16 protein-coding genes and 1 CRISPR repeat array are annotated in these 20,405 nt (G+C 45.3%); of the genes, 8 read left to right on the top strand and 8 right to left on the bottom strand.

Annotated features, from left to right (window positions below):
- Nucleotides 1–119: 119 nt before the first annotated feature.
- The gene (locus AACT23_RS09040) at nucleotides 120–2,723 is read left to right on the top strand and encodes a LysM peptidoglycan-binding domain-containing protein (protein WP_094129608.1); all 2,604 of its coding nucleotides are present in this window, start codon (nucleotides 120–122) and stop codon (nucleotides 2,721–2,723) included.
- A 475-nt stretch (nucleotides 2,724–3,198) separates the two neighbouring features.
- Here AACT23_RS09040 and AACT23_RS09030 read toward each other — a convergent pair whose 3' ends face one another.
- The 7 genes from AACT23_RS09030 to radC form a co-directional block, all read right to left on the bottom strand.
- Nucleotides 3,199–3,426 carry a hypothetical protein gene (locus tag AACT23_RS09030; protein WP_094129603.1) on the bottom strand — a complete coding sequence of 76 codons (228 nt, stop codon included), beginning with the start codon at nucleotides 3,424–3,426 and terminating at the stop codon, nucleotides 3,199–3,201.
- A 47-nt stretch (nucleotides 3,427–3,473) separates the two neighbouring features.
- Nucleotides 3,474–3,842, bottom strand: coding sequence for a hypothetical protein (locus AACT23_RS09025; RefSeq protein WP_094129600.1), 369 nt, complete (start codon nucleotides 3,840–3,842; stop codon nucleotides 3,474–3,476).
- Between the two features lie 30 nt (nucleotides 3,843–3,872).
- The gene (locus tag AACT23_RS09020) at nucleotides 3,873–4,607 is read right to left on the bottom strand and encodes a WYL domain-containing protein (protein ID WP_094129597.1); all 735 of its coding nucleotides are present in this window, start codon (nucleotides 4,605–4,607) and stop codon (nucleotides 3,873–3,875) included.
- Nucleotides 4,608–4,745: 138 nt separating this feature from the next.
- Complete coding sequence (locus AACT23_RS09015; protein WP_094129594.1) at nucleotides 4,746–4,922, bottom strand: hypothetical protein; 177 nt, start codon at nucleotides 4,920–4,922, stop codon at nucleotides 4,746–4,748.
- A gap of 3 nt (nucleotides 4,923–4,925) precedes the next feature.
- A complete protein-coding gene (locus AACT23_RS09010; RefSeq protein WP_094129591.1) occupies nucleotides 4,926–5,369 on the bottom strand; it encodes a DUF2787 domain-containing protein in 444 nt (147 codons plus the stop codon).
- A gap of 50 nt (nucleotides 5,370–5,419) precedes the next feature.
- The gene (locus AACT23_RS09005; protein ID WP_176428683.1) at nucleotides 5,420–5,857 is read right to left on the bottom strand and encodes a DUF2787 domain-containing protein; all 438 of its coding nucleotides are present in this window, start codon (nucleotides 5,855–5,857) and stop codon (nucleotides 5,420–5,422) included.
- Entirely contained in the window at nucleotides 5,854–6,327 is a 474-nt protein-coding gene (gene radC / locus AACT23_RS09000) for a RadC family protein (protein WP_094129585.1), read from the bottom strand. The genes AACT23_RS09005 and radC overlap by 4 nt, the downstream gene beginning before the upstream one ends.
- A 512-nt stretch (nucleotides 6,328–6,839) precedes the next feature.
- Here radC and AACT23_RS08995 point away from each other — a divergent pair.
- The 7 genes from AACT23_RS08995 to cas6f all read left to right on the top strand — a co-directional run bounded on the left by AACT23_RS08995 (nucleotide 6,840) and on the right by cas6f (nucleotide 16,228).
- A complete protein-coding gene (locus AACT23_RS08995) occupies nucleotides 6,840–7,676 on the top strand; it encodes a WYL domain-containing protein (RefSeq protein ID WP_255211891.1) in 837 nt (278 codons plus the stop codon).
- 114 nt (nucleotides 7,677–7,790) lie between these two features.
- Nucleotides 7,791–8,780 carry a type I-F CRISPR-associated endonuclease Cas1f gene (gene cas1f, locus AACT23_RS08990; protein WP_094129579.1) on the top strand — a complete coding sequence of 330 codons (990 nt, stop codon included), beginning with the start codon at nucleotides 7,791–7,793 and terminating at the stop codon, nucleotides 8,778–8,780.
- Nucleotides 8,777–12,160, top strand: a complete 3,384-nt coding sequence (gene cas3f, locus AACT23_RS08985; protein WP_094129575.1) for a type I-F CRISPR-associated helicase Cas3f — start codon at nucleotides 8,777–8,779, stop codon at nucleotides 12,158–12,160. The genes cas1f and cas3f overlap by 4 nt, the downstream gene beginning before the upstream one ends.
- A 230-nt stretch (nucleotides 12,161–12,390) precedes the next feature.
- Nucleotides 12,391–13,653: a type I-F CRISPR-associated protein Csy1 gene (gene csy1, locus AACT23_RS08980; protein ID WP_094129572.1), complete on the top strand. Its 1,263-nt coding sequence runs from the start codon at nucleotides 12,391–12,393 to the stop codon at nucleotides 13,651–13,653.
- Nucleotides 13,650–14,537, top strand: a complete 888-nt coding sequence (gene csy2, locus AACT23_RS08975; RefSeq protein ID WP_094129569.1) for a type I-F CRISPR-associated protein Csy2 — start codon at nucleotides 13,650–13,652, stop codon at nucleotides 14,535–14,537. The genes csy1 and csy2 overlap by 4 nt, the downstream gene beginning before the upstream one ends.
- Nucleotides 14,538–14,548: 11 nt before the next feature.
- Nucleotides 14,549–15,580 carry a type I-F CRISPR-associated protein Csy3 gene (gene csy3 / locus AACT23_RS08970; protein WP_094129566.1) on the top strand — a complete coding sequence of 344 codons (1,032 nt, stop codon included), beginning with the start codon at nucleotides 14,549–14,551 and terminating at the stop codon, nucleotides 15,578–15,580.
- Between the two features lie 9 nt (nucleotides 15,581–15,589).
- Nucleotides 15,590–16,228: a type I-F CRISPR-associated endoribonuclease Cas6/Csy4 gene (cas6f, locus tag AACT23_RS08965; protein ID WP_094129563.1), complete on the top strand. Its 639-nt coding sequence runs from the start codon at nucleotides 15,590–15,592 to the stop codon at nucleotides 16,226–16,228.
- A gap of 155 nt (nucleotides 16,229–16,383) precedes the next feature.
- Nucleotides 16,384–18,932: direct repeats of the CRISPR family, unit length 28 nt; unit sequence GTTCACTGCCGTATAGGCAGCTTAGAAA.
- 224 nt (nucleotides 18,933–19,156) lie between these two features.
- On the opposite strand, the gene AACT23_RS08960 is transcribed toward cas6f, so the two are convergent.
- Nucleotides 19,157–20,383, bottom strand: coding sequence for an integrase domain-containing protein (locus AACT23_RS08960; RefSeq protein WP_094129560.1), 1,227 nt, complete (start codon nucleotides 20,381–20,383; stop codon nucleotides 19,157–19,159).
- Between the last annotated feature and the right edge of the window lie 22 nt (nucleotides 20,384–20,405).

The raw sequence follows: 20,405 nt of genomic DNA, 5'->3' as shown, positions 1-20,405 counted from the left end.
CAATGGGTTTGATTCCAGTGGGTGAAAATCACAATGTCTGCAATTAGTAGACCGAACTTATGGTTATAAATCCTGCAATTCCCACTGGTTAGGTAGAATACGCCCATTGAAAGTAGCGGATGGGTTTGATTGTGGGTTATCGAGTGGTACGGCTAACCGAACTGATGACATATGAGTTTGGGCAGGTCGAAGGTGATATAGAAAGACTGGATGAGAGAACGTTGGGTTCAGCACTTCCTCAGGGAATGAGCTATTCTAGTTTTATGGACAAGCTGAAACGTGGTGAGTTAGCACTATTGACGGATTCCCCTTCTAAGCCTGTGATGCTCCAAGACGGAATGAGCAAATCTTGGGAATTATCGACTGAAGGACAAGAGGCACTTTCGCCAGAAGCGAAGAATGCCTACCTTTCTAGAACAAGAATGTCTGGCGGTGCGGCTGGTGGTGGTGCGCCAAGTAGAGGTGGTGCAAGTGAGCCTAGTATTGACGAAACGTATGTTCCTGAGCCTGTGAAACCCGACCAAAGAGAAACGACACCCAAGATTAAATATGAGTATTGTTTTGAAATAGCGTGTTCAGATGAAACGTTTAAGCAAAATATTGGTTGTGCATTCGAGTTGGCAAAAACCAAACAAGAGCCTGTAGTGGGTCGCTGGGAAACTGAGCGAACCGATCACGGTACGAAATACACCGCCTATACCGCATTTGATGAGCCTAAAAAGCTGGTCGTGAAAGTGGCTTCTAGCTCTATGGGCATTGGCGTTCCAGAGAGCGTACAGGTCAAGCCGATAGGCTCTGGTGTCGTACGAGAAGCCTTTATTCCAGTCGTCCCTTCGGTGCAGCTTGGTGAGCGTTTGGGACTACCAACAGAAGGTTACTACTACCACTTCTACAATGGACGCTTAATTCAAGAGTACAAGCTGCTTGGAAATGGCAAGTGGGCATTCTACGCGACACGTTCAACCCACGAGAAGCTCAATGATGAGCAAGGCTACAACGTCTATCAAAGTGCCATTCTGGTTTACTGGAAGCTCGAAGGTAAAGACGTTGAAAACCAACATCTGATTTATCTTGAACAGCCAATTACCCGAGAAGAGCTAGACAACCTCAATGATGACTGGTTGGCTCAACATGGTATCAAGCTCGATATCAACGAATTGCTTGCTGCACCCAAACAATCTGTCGCTGAAAGGCAAAACATTCAACCAGCGGAAACGGAGAAAGCAGAGAGTAAACCAGAAACGCATACTGTTGGGACGGATTTTAAAACCAACCAACGGGAATCATGGGGAGCCATTGCAGAGCAATATGGTTTGTCGGCGAAACAGTTACTTGATTTGAATCCAAAGTACAATGCTGACCCGATGAAATTGAAGGTTGGTGACCAATTAGTAGTAAGTCACAAGACCGAGATTGAACAACAGACCGATTTAAAGTTTGGGAAGCCAAGTGTTGAAGTGAAGAAATACAATAAGCCCACAAACTCAATTTATGAGTATTCCAGTTCTTACATCAAAGGTTCCACAGTCAAGTCGGTGAATTCTGAAGATGTTGTTCATGATGATCTTGTTATTGCTAATTTAAGGGAATTTGAAGAGCAAATAGAGTTTCAGTTGGGCTTTTCGATTGTTGAGAAATCTAAGCCCCTTCGTGATTTTTGGGAGCAAGACCTCAGTGATGTGTCTTCAAAAACGAAAAGCTTGCTCCAAGAGCATAACCAACATTTGCATGATCCTCTGATTCCTGGAGAGATGGTAATCTTCCTAACTAAGGAGCCGTCTTCAGAAGAGGAAAAAGCCAAGCTAAAAGCATTAAAAGATAATTCAGGTATGGCGAGTGCCGAGCTGAGTAAGTTGAGTCCTGATCAAGTTGCGCTGCATCAAGCTTACTTTGAAGTGATAGAAAACAAGTTGGTGGAGTATTGGAACACGGGTAAGCCGTCAGACACATTCGCATACATGGGGGCTGTCGTTGGGACCATAGCTCCGGCAATGCAGAAGAATCTAGAAAATGTATCGTTATCACTTAAAAAGATGGATCGTCTATACCTTGATCTCTTATCTAAAAAAATTGATAGGGCAAGTTTTGTTCGGCAGAGACAAGGTTTGAAAAAAATTCTCGATAAGCAACTGGATAAACTTACGCAACGGACACTGAAAATACCAGTAGACCAAGGCTTAAAGGCGAGTCTAGGGATAAATTCTACTAAGTCACTCATTCACAATGCCGATGAGATATTAAGGGAAGGTTCTGTTCCTGAGTTAGGAGGGCGGGTGGCAAATACTGCTAAGTGGATAACTTATGCGGAGAAAGCTGGAAAAGTTGCTATAGGGCTCAGTGTAGCTAGCGGTGTGTATAACGTGTCTGAGAATTGTGTGAGTCTTGAAGCTTGTGCACGTAACACTGTTAAAGAGACTGGCGGAGTAATTGGAGGCTGGGCTGGAGGTACTGCTGGTGCTGCGGCCGCTGGGGCTTTTGTTGCTTTTGTTGGGATAACTTCCGCGCCCGTTGTTATGCTTGTAGTTGGAGTCGGAGCTTTGGGAGCAGGAATCTATGGTGCAGGCTCTGGAAAGGATATAGCGGAAAAGGCTTATGAATTTTTCGAGTTAGACCTATTTTTGAAAGAAATTGAAAGCAATATTGAGAAAGATATACCTGATGATATCGAAGAGTATATAAATAAGCAGATTTTCAATGATTTCAGTGTTGGATCGAGTTTCTAGGGGGATAAATGTTAGGCATAAAACCACTATTAGGGTTGTTATTTTTCGTGTGGGGGGGAGTCTATTTTTATCACCTTGTCGTCTATTCCTTAGGAGATAAAAAACATATCAATCAATTAGTAGACAACTTAGCGAAAGAGCCCGAAAGCTTTAAGAGTAAAAACTACATTGCTATGAATAGTATGGGGGCTGGTGGTTTATTCTCATACTTTTGCCTAGTTTACCCTCTTGTAAGACATCGAAGAAGAGAGAAAAAGTGTTCTTCTGACGTTTTTATGTTTTTAAACTGGTTGTTTTTTATGACTGTGCTTTACCTCTTTATTTTTGTATAAAGGATTAATATCGCAATCATTTTGGGTAGAGTTAAGTCGCTTTTTAACATATAACATATACCTTCAAACCAGTGCATTGAGACAAAAAAAGAATGGGGAGCGTTATTGCTCCCCATTGTCGTCGTTCACCTTCGCTGGTGGTATTACTTTTCTTTGATGGCTTCACAGCCGTCAGGAACGGTGATGCTCGCTACGTCCTTACCTTCCTGTTGCGCCGTTTTCACATCTATTTTGTATTGAGTACATTTACCCACACTGACGTTGACTGCACCCGAATCCGCGGATGGGTTGCCGCCCAGAGTTCCACTAGCAAATGCGGAAGAGATAGATAAAACTAACGCTGTCGCGATGAGTAGAGTTGACTTGTTCATAGTTGATCCTTACGAGTTGGTTGAGTGTGTTATTCGGGAATTGAAAGTTAGAAGGTGTAGACAAAGGTTCCTGCACTGGAGGTGACTTCGATTTCTTTCACGTTGTCTATGGTGCAGTTGTTGCTGTATCCGGTGTAGGTTTGGCCGAAGTTTAATGAAACGTTTCTTGCTAGCTCTGAGGTTGTACCTGCGGGTAATCGGCAGTTGCCTCGGTTAATCACTACATCACTTATTACGGTGGTGTCGTTGATGGCTTGTAGGTCAAAGACCAATGTTCCCCAGTGAGGGTTGGTGGATATCGACACTTCAATATCTGCTGTTGCTGCTTGAGTCTCTTCTTGGTCGCCACAAGCGGTGAGTCCGATAAACAGGATGGTCATAGCGGCGTATCGGAGTACGGTGTTGGCTAATGTCATAACGGTGCTCTCCTCATCGGTGAGTGAAATTCAGGATGCACTGATTCCATCGTGTTCACGCATGAACCGTTCAAGATTGAAATCAGTGGGATAGGTAAAAGAAAACGTCGATACACTGGCCTCATCAATCAAAGGTAAGGCTAGGGTGCGTATCTTGTTTTGACCGGTTAAACGAAAGAGCAGCAAGAGCGCGTCACACTGAACCGAGAGTCCCAGTGGCTCAATGAGCGCCTTCTCTTGCTGCAATACTTGGCTAGATAACTTGAGCATACGGTTGTGCAGTAATGCCGTATGTACCGCATTCAATACTTGCCGTTGCTCGTCACTCCACTCGCGAATAGTGGGCAATGCCACATGTACTTTAGCTAACCATGCTTGCTCTTTTGAATGTGCTGAACCCTTGTGTGGCAAGGGTTTGTCTCTCTCCGAGGAGGACCCTTGCCCATAATTCAGTGCATCAGGAACCAGCGGCAGTAAGTACTTGTTGGTCAGTTGCCAATAGAGCATTTCCTGTTTGTTGAGCTTCAGTAATTGCTCTGAGGTTTTTCGATAAACATGGGGCATGCTCATCGAATCACACTCCACATTAAACACTTCGACAATGATGTCATCGAGGTAGCGTTTAATGCTGCGCGTGGTGCGGTGGATATCGAGTAGGGCTAACTGCTGCTGCAACTCCCTAACGGTGATCCATCGATGTTGAGGAATAAGCATCAGCGTGTGCAGCAAAGCGGATAACCCTTCAATGCTGGTTTTATTGCTCATGACTACGCTCTCAATACATCAAAGCTCCACACCGGAGTCGGACATTTAATGTCGGGAGAATAGAGGTGGGTCAGACACATAATGTCCAACGGTGAAAACAGCATCAATCGGCATCACCAAAGCGTGAGCCGATTAACATTAACGAGGCTTATGCTTATCACTGAGCTCGGCAATCGCTGCCAATAACCCAATTAATAGCACCACCAGAAACCCTAAACTGGATAGGGCTCCAATAGCACCGAAGAGCGGGGAAAGTGAAAACAGCGTAATGAGGGCAGTGACAAGTTTGATGGTTTGTAGAAGAAGGTAAGTCATGAGTTATTGCGGGGTGACGGCTATCTCGTTGTAAGCGTCCGTATCGACATAGGCAAGAAAGTTATTCTCCCATAGTCGATACAGCTCTTTAGCATCACGGCTACCCTGCATTGGTAGCCAGCCACGATAAGCAACAAAGAACTGCCCAACCCGAAAATCAAAATCCAAGTTGCGTTCTAGCTCTGGATAGTAGTTCCCCATGTAAGCAAAGTCGGTGATGTACTCAATGCTCCACGTACCTGCTGAGGTTTGGCAAATCGCCATCTCAACCGGATGGAAGCCGCCTTCTTCCGCGCTGTAACTTTTATCGCGAAAGTTAAACACCAGATAACGGCTGGTGGTCACTGCTTCATTACTTAGTAAATGAGCGGTGAGTTGCTCACTTAACAGCTTATGCAGTTTCTTTGACACAGGTAGTAGTGATGCTGTGAAGTTTAATTTGGACATAGTGAGTCCTCCTTGTTTCAGGATTCAAGTAAGAAATAACAGAGTGAGAATTATTGGAATGTGCCGACCATCGTCAGTTGAACGTCATCAAAGACGCTTCTGGAAAGGTGACGAGCAAAAGCTTTCATCCATACCGAGAGCAGCTCTTGTACCTCTGGGTGGGATAAATCCGTGCTCCCCACATCGGGTTGATAGCACCAGCGATTAGCCAGGTGAAAGTACAACTCAGGCTCAACGGTTGTACTGTTGTCATCGGGATAAGAGAAGCTGGCAAAGAACACCACCAGCCAAGGGCTTGAGGCTGACTCTCGTTTAAACTGTACCTCTATCGGATGCAAACCTTGTCGATGTCGGTAGTAACTCATCTGACGGCAGTTCAACACGAGCCGTTCAGCGTTCTCTGGGAGAGTGTACCGATTAAGAAGTGCTTCTAATGACGCATGTAAAGCGTCATCAATAGAAAGCTCACCATAATGTTGTTCAATCATAACCAGCCTCGCTCAGCAAATGAGGTACAGGTTTCTCCTGTTACGATATGGTCCAATACACGTACATCCACCAGCGCTAAGGCGTCTTTGAGTCTTTCGGTGATGCGTCTATCGGCTTGAGACGGTGTTGAGTCACCGGATGGATGGTTATGCGCAAATATCACCGCTGCGGCATTCACTTCTAATACCGCTTTCACCACTTCACGTGGATATACAGTGGCCGCATCCACCGTTCCTTGAAACAGCTCTTTAAACTCAATCAGTCGGTTTTGGTTATCCAGCAACAATAAGGCAAACACTTCACGCTCATGGCTGCCTAGCTTACAGCGCACATACTCTTTGGTGGCATCAGGGCTAGTGAGGGCATCGCCACGCACGTAGCGCGTAGCCAGTATCTCAGCGGCATGCTCTAGGATTTCATTTTCCTGATAGCGTTGCTGCTTTTGGTAATCGGAAGTTTTGGGATTCATTTCAGGCTCCTGTCGGAATCAATGATAGGTATTCACATTGATGACATATGCCTGAATATTTTTGGATTAAGTCTTGTCGCGCCAAGGCTTAACTCCTAGCTATCTTTTTACGTCAGGGCTTTATCGCAAGACTAATGGCGGAATATTTCCCAAATCACGATGTAACAAACTCACCTATCAGCCGGCCATAAGATTCAACCCGGAAAATGTTGTCAACTGATAATGGCTAGATTCGCTTTAGCCAGTCGGCAAGGAACAAAGCTTACCTTCTACCTCCTTTTAAGACCAATTCCAACTCAACGAATGGTGCATCCAGTTTCGAATGCTTCAGTAAAAGTTGTGCCACTATAAAATTTTCCATTATGGCTTTGGAGCAAAGTTGCAGTCGTTTTCAAAGTTATACTTTGAATTCCATTATTGTGAATTTAGATGTGTAATGTCGAAATAATCACGAACACATCTTATTGATTATGCTACGTTATGCTCATTGTTAGACGATAGGCATATTCAGCGTGACCATACACACTCTTCAAGAACGGCATCGATTTTTAGAAATGCTTGCCGTGTGGCAAGGCTATGTTCGTAACAAAGATCTGGTCGATCAGTTTTCGATTACCCGCCAACAAGCCTATCAGGATATCCGAGCCTACCAAGAGCAACATCCTGAACGGTTAAAGAAGATGGTATCTGGTCCTTATCAATTTAGCGCGCAATATCTCTTTGAAGCCCCCAAACACTCGCTTGAGCATTATTTGCAGTGGTTCAGCACGGGTCAGTTTGATGCGCCTCAGTCATCATTCAATGCCGCACTGGGTGAGCACAGCTCCGTTCCACAGCGTTATGTTGCACCACAGGTGATTGCAGCGCTAACGGCAGCGATTCGTCAGCAAAAACGCCTTGAGCTTGGCTATGTGTCACTGTCCAATCCCGAATGGGAAGGGCGAATTTTCCACCCCCATACATTGGTTAAAACTGGTTTGCGTTGGCATGTTCGTGGTTACTGTGAAAAATCGCAGGGCTATCGCGATTTGGTCTTAAGCCGCTGCCGTGGTGCTGTTGAGTTACTCGATGCTTCTGAGCACACCAAAGAAGATGATCTGGTTTGGAATACGCAGGTGGGTTTAATTTTCTCCCCTGATCCACGCTTAAATGATGAGCAAAAAGAAGTCATCGCCCACGATTACCAAATGGAAAACGGACAACTGCGTATAACCACACGTGCCGCATTGGTTGATTACCTACTCAAAGAGATGCAAGTAAAAACCCACTATCTCGAAGGCACGCCAGAAGCCCAACAACTGATTTTGGTTAACCCACGCGACGTCAAACCTTGGTTATTTGAACGTTAAAACTCAGCCAAGCCACGCTTAGGTAAAGTTACTTTACCTGAATAAATGCGCAGGATTGAGCTTAGGAAACAGATGCATAAAGTAGATGCATGAATGCTAAGCATGGAGCAAAAAATGGACGATCTCTCACCCTCTGATCTTAAAGTCATCCTGCACTCAAAGCGCGCCAATATGTATTACTTGGAATATTGCCGCGTGATGCAAAAAGATGGCCGCGTGCTCTACTTGACCGAAGCCGACAAAGAAAACCTCTACTTCAATATTCCGATTGCCAACACCACCGTACTCATGCTCGGCAACGGTACATCCATTACTCAAGCCGCAATGCGCATGCTCTCACAGGCTGGCGTATTGGTCGGATTTTGTGGCGGCGGCGGTACGCCACTGCACATGGCTTGCGAGGTGGAATGGTTCACGCCGCAGAGCGAATATCGCCCAACAGAATACTTACAAGGCTGGCTCTCATTCTGGTTTGATGATGAAAAACGCTTGGCCGCTGCCAAACAATTTCAAAACGCACGGATTGATTACTTGCAGCGCGTTTGGCGATCAGACCGAGAGTTGACCCATGAGAAATTTAATCTGCAAGATAAAGTAATAAAACAATCGCTGGAAACTTTCCACCAACGTACTGAAGCCGCGAGTAAACAATCCGATCTGTTGCTTACTGAAGCGCAGTTGACCAAAGCCTTATACAAGTACGCCGCCAATAACACAGGCAAAGAAGGCTTTACGCGTCAGCATCAGCCGGATAAAAAATGTACCGACAAAGCCAACGATTTTCTAAATCACGGCAACTATTTAGCCTACGGGCTTGCGGCAAGCTGCTTGTGGGTGCTTGGCATTCCGCACGGCTTTGCCGTCATGCATGGTAAAACCCGCCGTGGTGCCTTGGTATTTGATGTTGCGGACTTAATCAAAGATGCCATTGTGCTGCCGTGGGCTTTTGTTTGCGCCAAAGAGAACGCCAGCGAACAAGAGTTTCGCCAACAAATTCTGCAAGCTTTCATCGAACACAAAGCGCTCGATTATATGTTCGACACGGTGAAACACATCGCACTGCAAGGCAAAGAGGAAGAAGAGCGCGAGGAACACGCTTTATGATGGTCACCTTTGTTTCTCAGTGTGAGAAAAACGCTCTCAAGAAGACCCGCCGCGTACTGGACGCCTTCGCCAACCGCATTGGTGATAACACCTGGCAAACCCTGATCACCGAAGATGGGTTACTCACCGTAAAAAAAATGCTAGGCCAAACCGCTAGCCGCAGCACCGCCGTCAGTTGCCACTGGATCCGCTCCCGTTCGCGCAGCCAGTTGTTATGGGTAGTGGGTAACAAGAAGAAATTTAATGCAGAGGGATATGTGCCAGTAAACAGTACAGAGAAAGACCTGTTGAACAGTGAATTTGAAAACGATTGGAAATATTTACCCCTGATTAAAGCGATAACTGGAATGGCCGCTTTGCTGCACGATTGGGGTAAAGCCTCTGTACTTTTTCAGGAAAAGTTAAATCCAGAAATTAAAACTAAGCATAAAGGTGACCCGCTACGTCATGAGTGGATATCTTGCCTGCTGTTCCATCAATTTGTCGCTAATCCAATACACCAATCTCAAGATGAGGCTTGGTTGGCTACTCTTATCAATGAAGGTATTGATGAAACTTGCTTTAACACCAACGTGTTACAAAAAGAGAAAGCGCTTGCTGAATTACCGACAGCTGCAGGGTTAATTGCTTGGTTGATCGTTTCTCATCACCGCCTTCCTTTACCCAAAGAGAAAGATCTGTGTGATAAACAACGAGAAGTTGATAACTCGTCTTTAGCGGATTTACTCGCCAGAATTACCCCAGCATGGGGTTATGAAAACCGCTTTGATGAGTACAACGCGCTGCTGCCGAAATGTTTTGAGTTTCCCTTGGGGCTGCTCTCTAATTCTTCGATTTGGCTCCCTGAACTAAAGCGTCGAGCGAAAGATTTATTACATCACCTGCCTTTACTCGAACAAGCAATGAATGATGGGAGTTGGCGAGGGATTCTACACCATGCAAGGTTGTGTCTGATGCTAGGTGACCACTATTACTCTTCACAGCCTAATGATCATCAATGGAAAACGTCGATAGATCTGTACGCCAACACCGATCCCACTACTAAAGCGCGTAAACAAAAGCTGGATGAGCACTTAGTGAATGTCGCTAAAGTTGCGGTGAACACAGTAAAGTTACTGCCGTTTTTTGAAACCGAACCGCTCAAAGCCACCGAGCTTAGCGAGCTTGTACCTAAGGCCAACACGCCTAAAGCATTCCGTTGGCAAGACAAAGCGGTACGCAAAATCAATGAATGGCGTGAACACACGGAAGATAAAAGCCAAGGCTATTTTGTGGTGAACATGGCCAGTACCGGTTGTGGTAAAACCATCGCCAACGCCAAAATTATGCAGGCGTTATCTGAAGAGGGTGAAAGCCTACGATTTATTTTGGCACTTGGTTTGCGCACACTCACTTTGCAAACCGGAGACGAATATAAAGAACGTCTCAAACTGCAAGAGAGCGACTTGGCAGTGCTTATAGGCTCTAAAGCGATTTCAGAGTTACATCAATCGGGCAAGGCGGTTGAAAAAGACGACATTGAACCCGAACAAGCTAACACTGGTTCTGAGTCTTTGGAAAGTTTGCAAGATGAATCAGACGAAGTTCGTTGGCAAGGTGTTTTGCCTGAAGAAGAACTGACCACAATTCTTTCAACTGATAAAGGAAAATGTCAGAAATACAGGGCGTTACTTTACGCCCCAGTACTGGTATGCACCATCGATCACATCATGGCCGCGACCGAAACCAAGCGTGGTGGACGCTATATTCTGCCCTGTTTACGTTTAATGTCATCCGACTTGGTGATTGATGAAATTGACGACTTTATCGGTGATGATCTGATTGCGATTGGCCGATTAGTGCATCTGGCAGCCATGCTGGGGCGCAAAGTGATGATTTCCTCTGCCACCATACCGCCGGATTTAGCCCTTGGTTTATACAATGCCTATCGTCAAGGATGGAAAGTCTTTGCTGCCAGCCGTGATCGAGTCAGCACTGTTAATTGTGTTTATGTTGATGAATTTAGCGCTGATGTTCAGATGGTGGGCTGCGATGATGCTGATTTAGCTGCTTATGAGGCTTTCCAGCAACGCTTTGTGTCTAAACGCGTGGATAAGCTAAAACAGCAGGTCGCGAAGAGAAAGGCCGATATCATTCCATGCATTAAACATAATGAGCAACCGTTGGAGGAACAGTACTTCGAGACAGTGAAGCAAGCAGTTTTAGCCAAGCACCAGCACCACAGCACGTTAGAACCAGAAAGCCAAATCAGGGTGTCGTTCGGTGTGGTTCGGGTTGCCAATATTCAACCTTGCGTCGAATTAACCCAATATCTACTCAGTTGTGATTGGCCCTCCGATACTGAAGTGCGCTGTATGGCTTATCACAGCCAGCAAGTGATGTTGCTACGCCATACGCAAGAAAAGCATTTGGATGAAGTTCTCAAACGCAAAGAGAAAGCGGGTGAACACCCTGCCGCTTTTGCTCATCCTGTGATTCGTGATCACCTAACGACTTGCCAAGCTAAAAACCTGATTTTTATTTTGGTTGCCACTCCAGTTGAAGAAGTGGGGCGTGATCATGACTTTGACTGGGCGGTGATTGAACCCTCATCTTTTCGTTCGATTATTCAAATGGCAGGTCGGGTGCGCAGGCATCGCGATGGCGAGATTAAAGAGCCCAATATTGGCTTGTTGCAATACAACGTTAAAGGCTTTAAAGGAGGCTCAGATCAAGTATTTAATCATCCTGGCTATGAAACAGACAACGCCACCCAGCTCGCCACTCATGATTTATGTGAGTTGGTGGATGAAAAGTCGCTGCTGCAAGCGGTCAATGCCATTGTCCGTATTCAAAAGCGAGTAGTGCTAGAACCGCGCAACAACTTGGCAGATTTAGAGCACTTTGCCACCGCGAAAACCCTTGGCACCGATCAAATTGGCAAACCACAGCAAGTCAATACTAGCCGTCAGGATAGATACAACCGTAATCGTCGCAGTAGCTCGCCGCAGTCATGTTGGTATGAGCATCTGCACGGTCATATTCACGGCTATTGGTGGCTTACCGCACTGCCACAATACTTCAAGCGCTTTCGTAAAAGTGAACCGACAGTGCAAATCTACTTAGTTAAAAAAGAGCGCAGCATTGAGTTTTGTTTGCGTGAAGAGGGGATGCCTTCAATCGATGAAGTGTTAAATATTAAACACCTGCCGCTTCCACCAATGCAGCAACAGAAGCTCTGGCTACAGCGTGATTACAGCGAGCTAGTCAGTTTATACAGCCCTAGTGCTGAGCAGGAGTTCGACACTTCAGTGCGCTATGGCGAAATCAGTTTTATCTACCGTGAAGGTAATCAGCAATACAGCTACAACGACCAACTGGGGTTGGTCAGAACTTGCTAAAAATAAAGGCTGGAAAAATCCAGCCTTTAGCTACCTGCATGGTAGTGAACGTCTTAAACAATTAGATAATTTTCTAAGCTGCATTTTTGCAGTCGAGGAAGAGGCTACAGCAGGAGTTGAACTCTTTCAAAGGATTTTTAAAAGTTAACTTTAAATAATTATATAATGGTTGATATTGTTTTGTGACAGATATAAACTGAGCGCAATTTAATCAAAAAGGGAGATGTCAAGTGATAGATCCAGCAATAGCCGCCTTTTTTGCGGAACGTAAAGAAGCATGGCTAAAGAAGAATATTAGTGCAGCGATGTCTGATACAGAAGTCTTGGAAAAACAACAGGAGTGTGAACAAAACTTTCTATTAGACAATTGGTTGCCTGATGCGGCCAAAAGGGCGGGGCAAATTTCAGTGGCTTCGCATCCTTGTACCTTTAGTCATCCGAGTGCGCGGAAAAACAAAAATGGCTACGTATCCTCCATTATTGCCAAGAACAAACCAAGAATAGATGGTTTTCTTCGCTCTGGTAATGTGAGCGTTGAGCCAGATGCACTCGGTAACGCAGCGGCATTAGATGTATACAAGTTTCTCAGCTTAGAGATGAGCGACCAACGTTCTTTGTTAGTGCATATTGAGCAAGAAAGTGAGTTAGCTCGCCAGTTGCTTGATATACCAAGCTGTGAATTTCAGACGCTACGCGATGGCTTTTTAAAAATGGTCGATAGCGATCAGGCGTCTGTTTCTAGCTCGAAGATTAAGCAAGTCTATTTCCCGATAGCTGATGGGGAATATCATTTATTGTCGTTATTAACCCATTCCGGTCATCTTTTTGAATTACGTAAACGTCTTGATGCACTTCGATTTGGTGATGTGGTAAAAGAGGCAAGAGAGTGCAAAAAAACGGATCACTTTCACCCTGCGGGTTACCAAGAAATCTTTGGTCTCACCACGATTGGGTTTGGCGGCACAAAACCGCAAAATATCAGCGTGCTCAATAACCAAAACGCAGGTAAAGCACATTTACTAGCCTCTATGCCACCGGAGTTAACACCTCGCGATATTCGTCTGCCGAGAACGGATTTTTTCAAAGAGAGTTTTAGCGCTTGGCAAGCCAAAGAAGTGCTTGAAGCGCTGCATCGACTCTTTCAAACCGACTACAACAACATCAATCTCCGTGATGGGCGCGACTACCGCATTCAGCAATACGTTGATTTGGTGATTGAAAAAATGTGGCAAGTACGCCTGTTTCTTGAAGCGTATTCCGGTGAATTATCGAGTGCGTTGCCGTTGGAGCAAAAAATCTGGCTCTATCCAGAGTTTGCTGAGCAGCGTCATCAGGAAGATGAGTGGCTCGATAAAATCATTCGCCACATTGCGCGCGGTTTAATCAACCATTACAGCCGCAGCAAAGTGATCACTAATCCCGTCACATTGGCAGACCAAGAGCTGGTGGCGATAGAAAAGGTGGTTGCCAGCAATAAGGAGAACTTGCGATGAACGTATTGATTTTACCGCATCTTAAAATTCACAACGCTAATGCACTTTCAAGCCCCTTTACTATTGGCTTTCCGGCCATGACGGCATGGTTAGGCTTTGTGCACGCCTTAGAGCGCAAGCTTAGCCAAGCAGGGTTATCCGATCTCATGTTGCATAGTGCTGCGGTGGTGAGCCACCGTTGTGATGTACAGACTCACAAAGGCGAAGGTGACTATGTTCATTCAATTATCGGTACTGGTAATCCACTTGATAAGGATGGTTCACGCTCGGCATTTATCGAGGAAGCACGCTGCCATTTAGATGTATCCCTCGTCATTGAGTGGAGTGGCAATGACGAAGAACTTCAGCAGTTAGGCTTTACCCAGCAGTTACAAGCCGTGATCGCGACGATGAAGGTGGCAGGGGGCGACGTTCTTTCCTTTGGGAAGCCCTCAATAAAATCTGTGATTACTGAAGAAAATACAGCTCAAGTCTTACGCCAATTAATGCCAGGTTATGTGCTGATTGAACGCCGCGATTTAATGATTGAAGCCATGCAGCAAGGTGATGACGCGATAGATGCGCTGCTTGGGTATCTAACCGTACACCACCATTGTGAACAGCTTGAAGACCAAAGCGTTGTTTGGCATAGCCAGCGCAAGACGAGTGGCTGGATTGTGCCAATTGCCACAGGGTTTCAAGGTATTTCACCATTAGGTGAGGCAAAAAATCAGCGCGATCCATTAGTACCGCATCGCTTTGCCGAAAGTGTGGTCACGCTTGGTGAATTTGTCATGGCGCACAAAATCAAACACCTCGATGACATCCTTTGGCAATACCACCCGGATTTAGAAAACGATCTTTACCTTTGTCAGCAAGTTAACGCTATCAACGAACATCAATAAGGAAATTTCTCATGGCTAAAAATAACGACACTGCCTCAGTACTCGCATTTGAAAAAAAACTTGTCCCATCTGATGGTTACCTCTTTGGATGCCAGTGGGAAACCAAAGCGCAAGCAACGCCATTAGCCCTGCAAGAAAAATCGGTACGCGGCACGATTTCTAATCGTTTAAAGGCGGCGGTGAAAAATGATCCCGCTAAATTGAATGCTGAAGTCGAAAAGGCGAACTTACAACGAGTGGATGCCTGCGCTTTGGGGCAGGATCAAGATACTTTGAAGCTACATTTCACACTCAAAGTATTAGGGGGGCTTGCCCAACCGTCGGCGTGTAACAATGCGCTGTTCAAACAGAGCTACAGCGCTGCGGTTTCACAGTACATTGCCAAATATGGCTGTTTAGAATTGGCGAAACGCTATGCCACCAACCTTGCCAATGCCCGTTTTCTATGGCGCAACCGCGTTGGCGCAGAAGAGATTGAAGTGCAAGTCAAGGCATTGAACAAAGGGGCAGAGCAGGCGTGGTCTTTTAATGCTAAACAATTCAGTACTCGACACTTTGATCATAGCGATTCACAGATCAATAGTTTGGCCGACAGAATTGCTCAGGCACTGGCCAGCGAAACGGATCATTTGATGCTGCAAATTGACTGCTACGCTAAGGTGGGTAAAGCCCAAGAAGTTTACCCTAGTGAAGAGTTAGTGCTCGATAAAGGCAACAGCAAAACCAAGAAAAGTAAAATCCTGTATGCAGTTAATGAGCATGCTGCGATGCACTCACAAAAAATTGGTAACGCACTGCGTTCCATTGATACTTGGTACCCAGATTACGCATCTGAGGAGCAAAGTGCAGGAGCCATTGCGATTGAACCCTATGGTGCAGTCACAAACTTAGGTAAAGCATTCCGTACTCCAAAAGACAAGCAAGATTTTTACACTTTCTTTGATAAATGGGCGCGTGGTGAAAGCTTGCCCCGTGAAGAAGATGAGCATTACGTTATGGCAGTATTGGTGCGTGGTGGTGTATTTGGCGAAAGTGACAAATAGGTGGCAGTGATGAACTACTACCAAGAGATCACTCTATTGCCAGATGCCGACATTGCCTTGGGTTTTCTTTGGCAAAACGTCTTTCAACAAGTGCACATTGCTTTGGTGGAGCACAAAGTGGCGAGCAACCAATCTCTGGTTGCGGTCGGTTTTCCTGATTATCGCCAAGCGAAGTTTCCGCTTGGCAGTAAGTTGCGTCTCTTTGCAAAAGAGCAGGCGACATTGGAAAAGTTGGCTATCCACCGCTGGCTAACTCGGCTAGAAGACTATGTGCACATCAAAGGGATCAAACCTGTACCAAGTGATGTAACTTACGTCAGCTTTGCACGCAAGCAGGTGAAATCGCCCGAACGAATAGAGCGGGATATGCAGCAAAAAGCCGAACTATGGGCCGCAAAATCTGGTAAACCGCTGGTGGAATGTCTAGCGGATTTGCAACAAAGCAAGCCGACAGCATTGTGCTCTTTACCGTTTATTTACTTGCATAGCCAGCAAACCAAGCAGCGCTCACCAGATAAAAACAGCAAGTTCCCGCTGTTTATTGAGATGCAGCAGCAAAGCACATCACAAGATGGGAGCTTTGATTGCTATGGTTTGAGTAGCAAAGCGAATGGGCAGTCAATGTTGGCTACCGTACCGCATTTTTAAAATGAACGAAAAAGGGTAGTTTTTACCCTTTATTTTTGCTCTTTAAAAATGTGCTTTAAATACAAATAGTTGCAATAGGTGGGTTTTAACAAGGTAAAAAGATGATTTTTATCCTAACAGCCTGTTGCAGCTTATTTTTATTGGTTTATTCTATTGTTCACTGCCGTATAGGCAGCTTAGAAAAGTGCAGGTTTATTCCCATCATTGGGATGATGGTTCACTGCCGTATAGGCAGCTTAGAAAGCTGCACCCGGAAAGCTACCAATGAAGTTCGCGTTCACTGCCGTATAGGCAGCTTAGAAAAAATGCACGTTCAATGGGCTTGGCTTGGCCGTGTTCACTGCCGTATAGGCAGCTTAGAAAGGAATAGCCGTAGCCGCATTAGTGCGAAGCACGTTCACTGCCGTATAGGCAGCTTAGAAACCACCGAAATACACCAAGGTTTACGCTGACGTGTTCACTGCCGTATAGGCAGCTTAGAAACAGCGCGACCATTGAGGGGCTTACTCCTTGGTGTTCACTGCCGTATAGGCAGCTTAGAAAATTACATCGCCTCTAGTTCAGCGATATAAACAGTTCACTGCCGTATAGGCAGCTTAGAAAAATCCGACTTGCGCGGCGTTCTTGCAGGGTTTGTTCACTGCCGTATAGGCAGCTTAGAAATACAGAATTAGCGTGATTATAGTCGATTTGATGTTCACTGCCGTATAGGCAGCTTAGAAATTCACTCGTCAATAGCTGACTACTCTCAATCAGTTCACTGCCGTATAGGCAGCTTAGAAAGCCACAAAAGAGAGGTGGTATTGTGTCGCGCTGTTCACTGCCGTATAGGCAGCTTAGAAAATGAATGCCGCAATGGGCGCGGATGAAGTCATGTTCACTGCCGTATAGGCAGCTTAGAAATTAACGCCCATGGCGGCCCCGTTGAGCGCATCGTTCACCGCCGTATAGGCAGCTTAGAAAAACAACATGGAAGAGTTTACCCCACCGAAATAGTTCACTGCCGTATAGGCAGCTTAGAAAAGCATCACGTATTCACGCCGGGTGTTCGCGTCGTTCACTGCCGTATAGGCAGCTTAGAAAGAGGCGAATAGGAACGTGACGGGGCAGCAATTGTTCACTGCCGTATAGGCAGCTTAGAAAATAATTACGCATTCAATAGCGGGACAGTCGAAGTTCACTGCCGTATAGGCAGCTTAGAAAGGTTACCGCACCAGAGGGGTCGATCGATATGTGTTCACTGCCGTATAGGCAGCTTAGAAAGGTTACGTTCAATGTTAACTGAGTCGTGGACAGTTCACTGCCGTATAGGCAGCTTAGAAATACATTAAAATCATAGTTACCGTCCGCCACGGGTTCACTGCCGTATAGGCAGCTTAGAAAATCATGTCGTCTTCGGTATCTCCCCCCTCTTCGTTCACTGCCGTATAGGCAGCTTAGAAAATACCCGCACCGCGAGTTGCTGCGGCGCTTGGGTTCACTGCCGTATAGGCAGCTTAGAAAATAAAAAACATCCTCATCCTACCAAGCCGCTTGTTCACTGCCGTATAGGCAGCTTAGAAAAGTACCCGACTGCGCTTTTAGTCTGCTGACGCGTTCACTGCCGTATAGGCAGCTTAGAAATATCGAGTGAAACCTTGTGATTTTGAAAAACCGTTCACTGCCGTATAGGCAGCTTAGAAACATGAACAAAACAAACAGGAGTACTTCGAGTAGTTCACTGCCGTATAGGCAGCTTAGAAAGCAAACACGATCATTGCTCCCTACAACCCTACGTTCACTGCCGTATAGGCAGCTTAGAAAGACACCGTACCCGCTCCAGCAACGACCGGACTGTTCACTGCCGTATAGGCAGCTTAGAAACACAAGTAGTAAGTACCGGCTCGTTTAGTACGGTTCACTGCCGTATAGGCAGCTTAGAAAAGTCTGATTAATCCTGGTCTTACGCTTCATCGGTTCACTGCCGTATAGGCAGCTTAGAAAGCCAGCCGCTTTAGACATCGAAGCCACAAGCGGTTCACTGCCGTATAGGCAGCTTAGAAATAGATGCAGCATCAGAGACAGTAGTACGAGTTGTTCACTGCCGTATAGGCAGCTTAGAAATTCACGCGAGTTCTTCTTAATATCAAAATCTTGTTCACTGCCGTATAGGCAGCTTAGAAATCGATTTCTAGTCCATCAAGCGCAAATAATTGGTTCACTGCCGTATAGGCAGCTTAGAAAATCACTGGGAGTGGAGCACATTGATGAACAACGTTCACTGCCGTATAGGCAGCTTAGAAAAAACATGCTCATCATGGATAGAGAACGCGGTTGTTCACTGCCGTATAGGCAGCTTAGAAAAGGCGAAGATATTAAAGATAATACCGAGGATGGTTCACTGCCGTATAGGCAGCTTAGAAATCAATGAACACTTGACGTTGTGGCGTGTCCACGTTCACTGCCGTATAGGCAGCTTAGAAATGTCGTTACGGCCATACGCGAATGCGATTTCTGTTCACTGCCGTATAGGCAGCTTAGAAACGTTCATCACGAAATCAACACCCATGCTCAGCAGTTCACTGCCGTATAGGCAGCTTAGAAAACTTGATTGACCACCATTGGCCTGACTCTTTCGTTCACTGCCGTATAGGCAGCTTAGAAAATAAGGTGCTTGTTTTTAAATCGACTTAAAGCGTTCACTGCCGTATAGGCAGCTTAGAAAGCTAGTGATCAAATATGAGACGGATGGAGCTAGCGAAACACGCCAATCTGACCTAAGAAATAGGTATCTCTGCCTACTTTTTTGAGTTTGGAGTATGACAGAGAAAGAGAAGTACATTCACAAATAGTTAATTCATAAATAGTTAATATTTTTATAATTCTGATACCTATACAAATTAGGCTGTCAGCGATGTTGGCAGCCTAATGCACGATGAATGTTATTGACTAGCTAGTTGCACAAATGGAAAAGTTCCCTTTCGATGCCTCCTCGATATAGTTACTCCACCAGCGTAGCATTTCTCTACGTTGATTAAGATACAACGCCCGATTGTAAATACCTCGAACTTGATTTCTATCTACGTGAGCGAGAGCAAGCTCAATAACGTCATTATGGAAGAGTTTGGTTTCATTTAGCGTTGTACTAGCTAGAGCACGTAAACCATGAGACACCAAACGATCTTTAAAGCCCATACGTTTAAGGGCAATGTTAGCCGTTTGGCTGTTACTCGGCCTCATAGGGTCTTTATAGGAAGCGAATATGTATTCGCTTCCACCATTTATTTTTTTCATCTCATTCAACAGATTTAAAGTCTGCGGAGTTAGAGGCACTAAGTGATCCCTTCTTTTTTTCATTCTATCTGCTGGAATAACCCATAGATTTTCATCCCAATCAATTTCATCCCAACGAGCTTGCGCTGTCTCAATAGGTCGAGTCATGGTATGCAGTTGCCATTCAATCATACATCGAGTGGTATACATGATACTGGCCCGTCCTAGGGTTCTCATTAACTCAGGAAGTTCGTCGGCACTGATTGATTTCATATTGGTGACGGTAGGTTTCAAGAACGCAGAACTGATTTTGGCTAAAGGGTTGTACTCAATAAGTCCCTTATTCTGAGCAAAACTCATAATTTCGTTCACACGTTGGCAGATCCTTTTCAGTGTTTCTAAGTGTCCTTTAGCCTGAAGTGGCTGAAGGGTATTTATCACTAAAGGTGCCGTAAGCTCAGTGATAGGAGTGTTGCCAAGCTTCGGTAGCAGATGAAGATTTAAAGCTCTTTTAAGATTCATAAGAGTCTTTTCACTGATGGTGGCGCTCTTTACTGTTAACCAACTGTTTGTGACTTCAGCTAATGTGGATAGTAAGCGCTGTTGCTCTATCGTTTGTTGGTTCTTGAGTTTGACTTGAGGATCAATACCAGCTTGTAGCGTTTCTATAGCGCCTAGAGCCTTCTTTCGTGCATTTGTTAGGGAAAGGTTAGGGTAACTGCCAAACGTCATGTTAGCGCGTTTATCGTTGTGTGGACGTGTATAGTTGAATAGCCATGTCTTTGTACCGTTTGGTTTTACACGTAGACGAAGGCCGTTACCATCAAAGAGCGTATACTCTTTATCTTGTGGTTTAGCGTTTGAGATTTGTTTATCTGTTAAAGATTTAGTTGTTCTTGCCATGATTGGTACACCGTAAATTGGA

It is taken from the genome of Vibrio sp. V09_P4A23P171, from assembly GCF_963875615.1.
Lineage (GTDB): Bacteria > Pseudomonadota > Gammaproteobacteria > Enterobacterales > Vibrionaceae > Vibrio > Vibrio anguillarum.
The sequence above is the reverse complement of the archived record's forward strand: the minus strand, read 5'-3'. Positions and strand labels throughout refer to the sequence as shown.

Coding starts and splice junctions, on each gene's coding strand:
- AACT23_RS08960 (WP_094129560.1), bottom strand. CDS start 20,383: ATGGCAAGAACAACTAAATCTTTAACAGATAAACAAATCTCAAACGCT.
- csy2 (WP_094129569.1), top strand. CDS start 13,650: ATGAACGTATTGATTTTACCGCATCTTAAAATTCACAACGCTAATGCA.
- AACT23_RS09010 (WP_094129591.1), bottom strand. CDS start 5,369: ATGTCCAAATTAAACTTCACAGCATCACTACTACCTGTGTCAAAGAAA.
- AACT23_RS09020 (WP_094129597.1), bottom strand. CDS start 4,607: ATGAGCAATAAAACCAGCATTGAAGGGTTATCCGCTTTGCTGCACACG.
- AACT23_RS09030 (WP_094129603.1), bottom strand. CDS start 3,426: ATGAACAAGTCAACTCTACTCATCGCGACAGCGTTAGTTTTATCTATC.
- cas3f (WP_094129575.1), top strand. CDS start 8,777: ATGATGGTCACCTTTGTTTCTCAGTGTGAGAAAAACGCTCTCAAGAAG.
- AACT23_RS09040 (WP_094129608.1), top strand. CDS start 120: ATGGGTTTGATTGTGGGTTATCGAGTGGTACGGCTAACCGAACTGATG.
- cas1f (WP_094129579.1), top strand. CDS start 7,791: ATGGACGATCTCTCACCCTCTGATCTTAAAGTCATCCTGCACTCAAAG.
- radC (WP_094129585.1), bottom strand. CDS start 6,327: ATGAATCCCAAAACTTCCGATTACCAAAAGCAGCAACGCTATCAGGAA.
- AACT23_RS09005 (WP_176428683.1), bottom strand. CDS start 5,857: ATGATTGAACAACATTATGGTGAGCTTTCTATTGATGACGCTTTACAT.
- cas6f (WP_094129563.1), top strand. CDS start 15,590: ATGAACTACTACCAAGAGATCACTCTATTGCCAGATGCCGACATTGCC.
- AACT23_RS09025 (WP_094129600.1), bottom strand. CDS start 3,842: ATGACATTAGCCAACACCGTACTCCGATACGCCGCTATGACCATCCTG.
- AACT23_RS09015 (WP_094129594.1), bottom strand. CDS start 4,922: ATGACTTACCTTCTTCTACAAACCATCAAACTTGTCACTGCCCTCATT.
- csy3 (WP_094129566.1), top strand. CDS start 14,549: ATGGCTAAAAATAACGACACTGCCTCAGTACTCGCATTTGAAAAAAAA.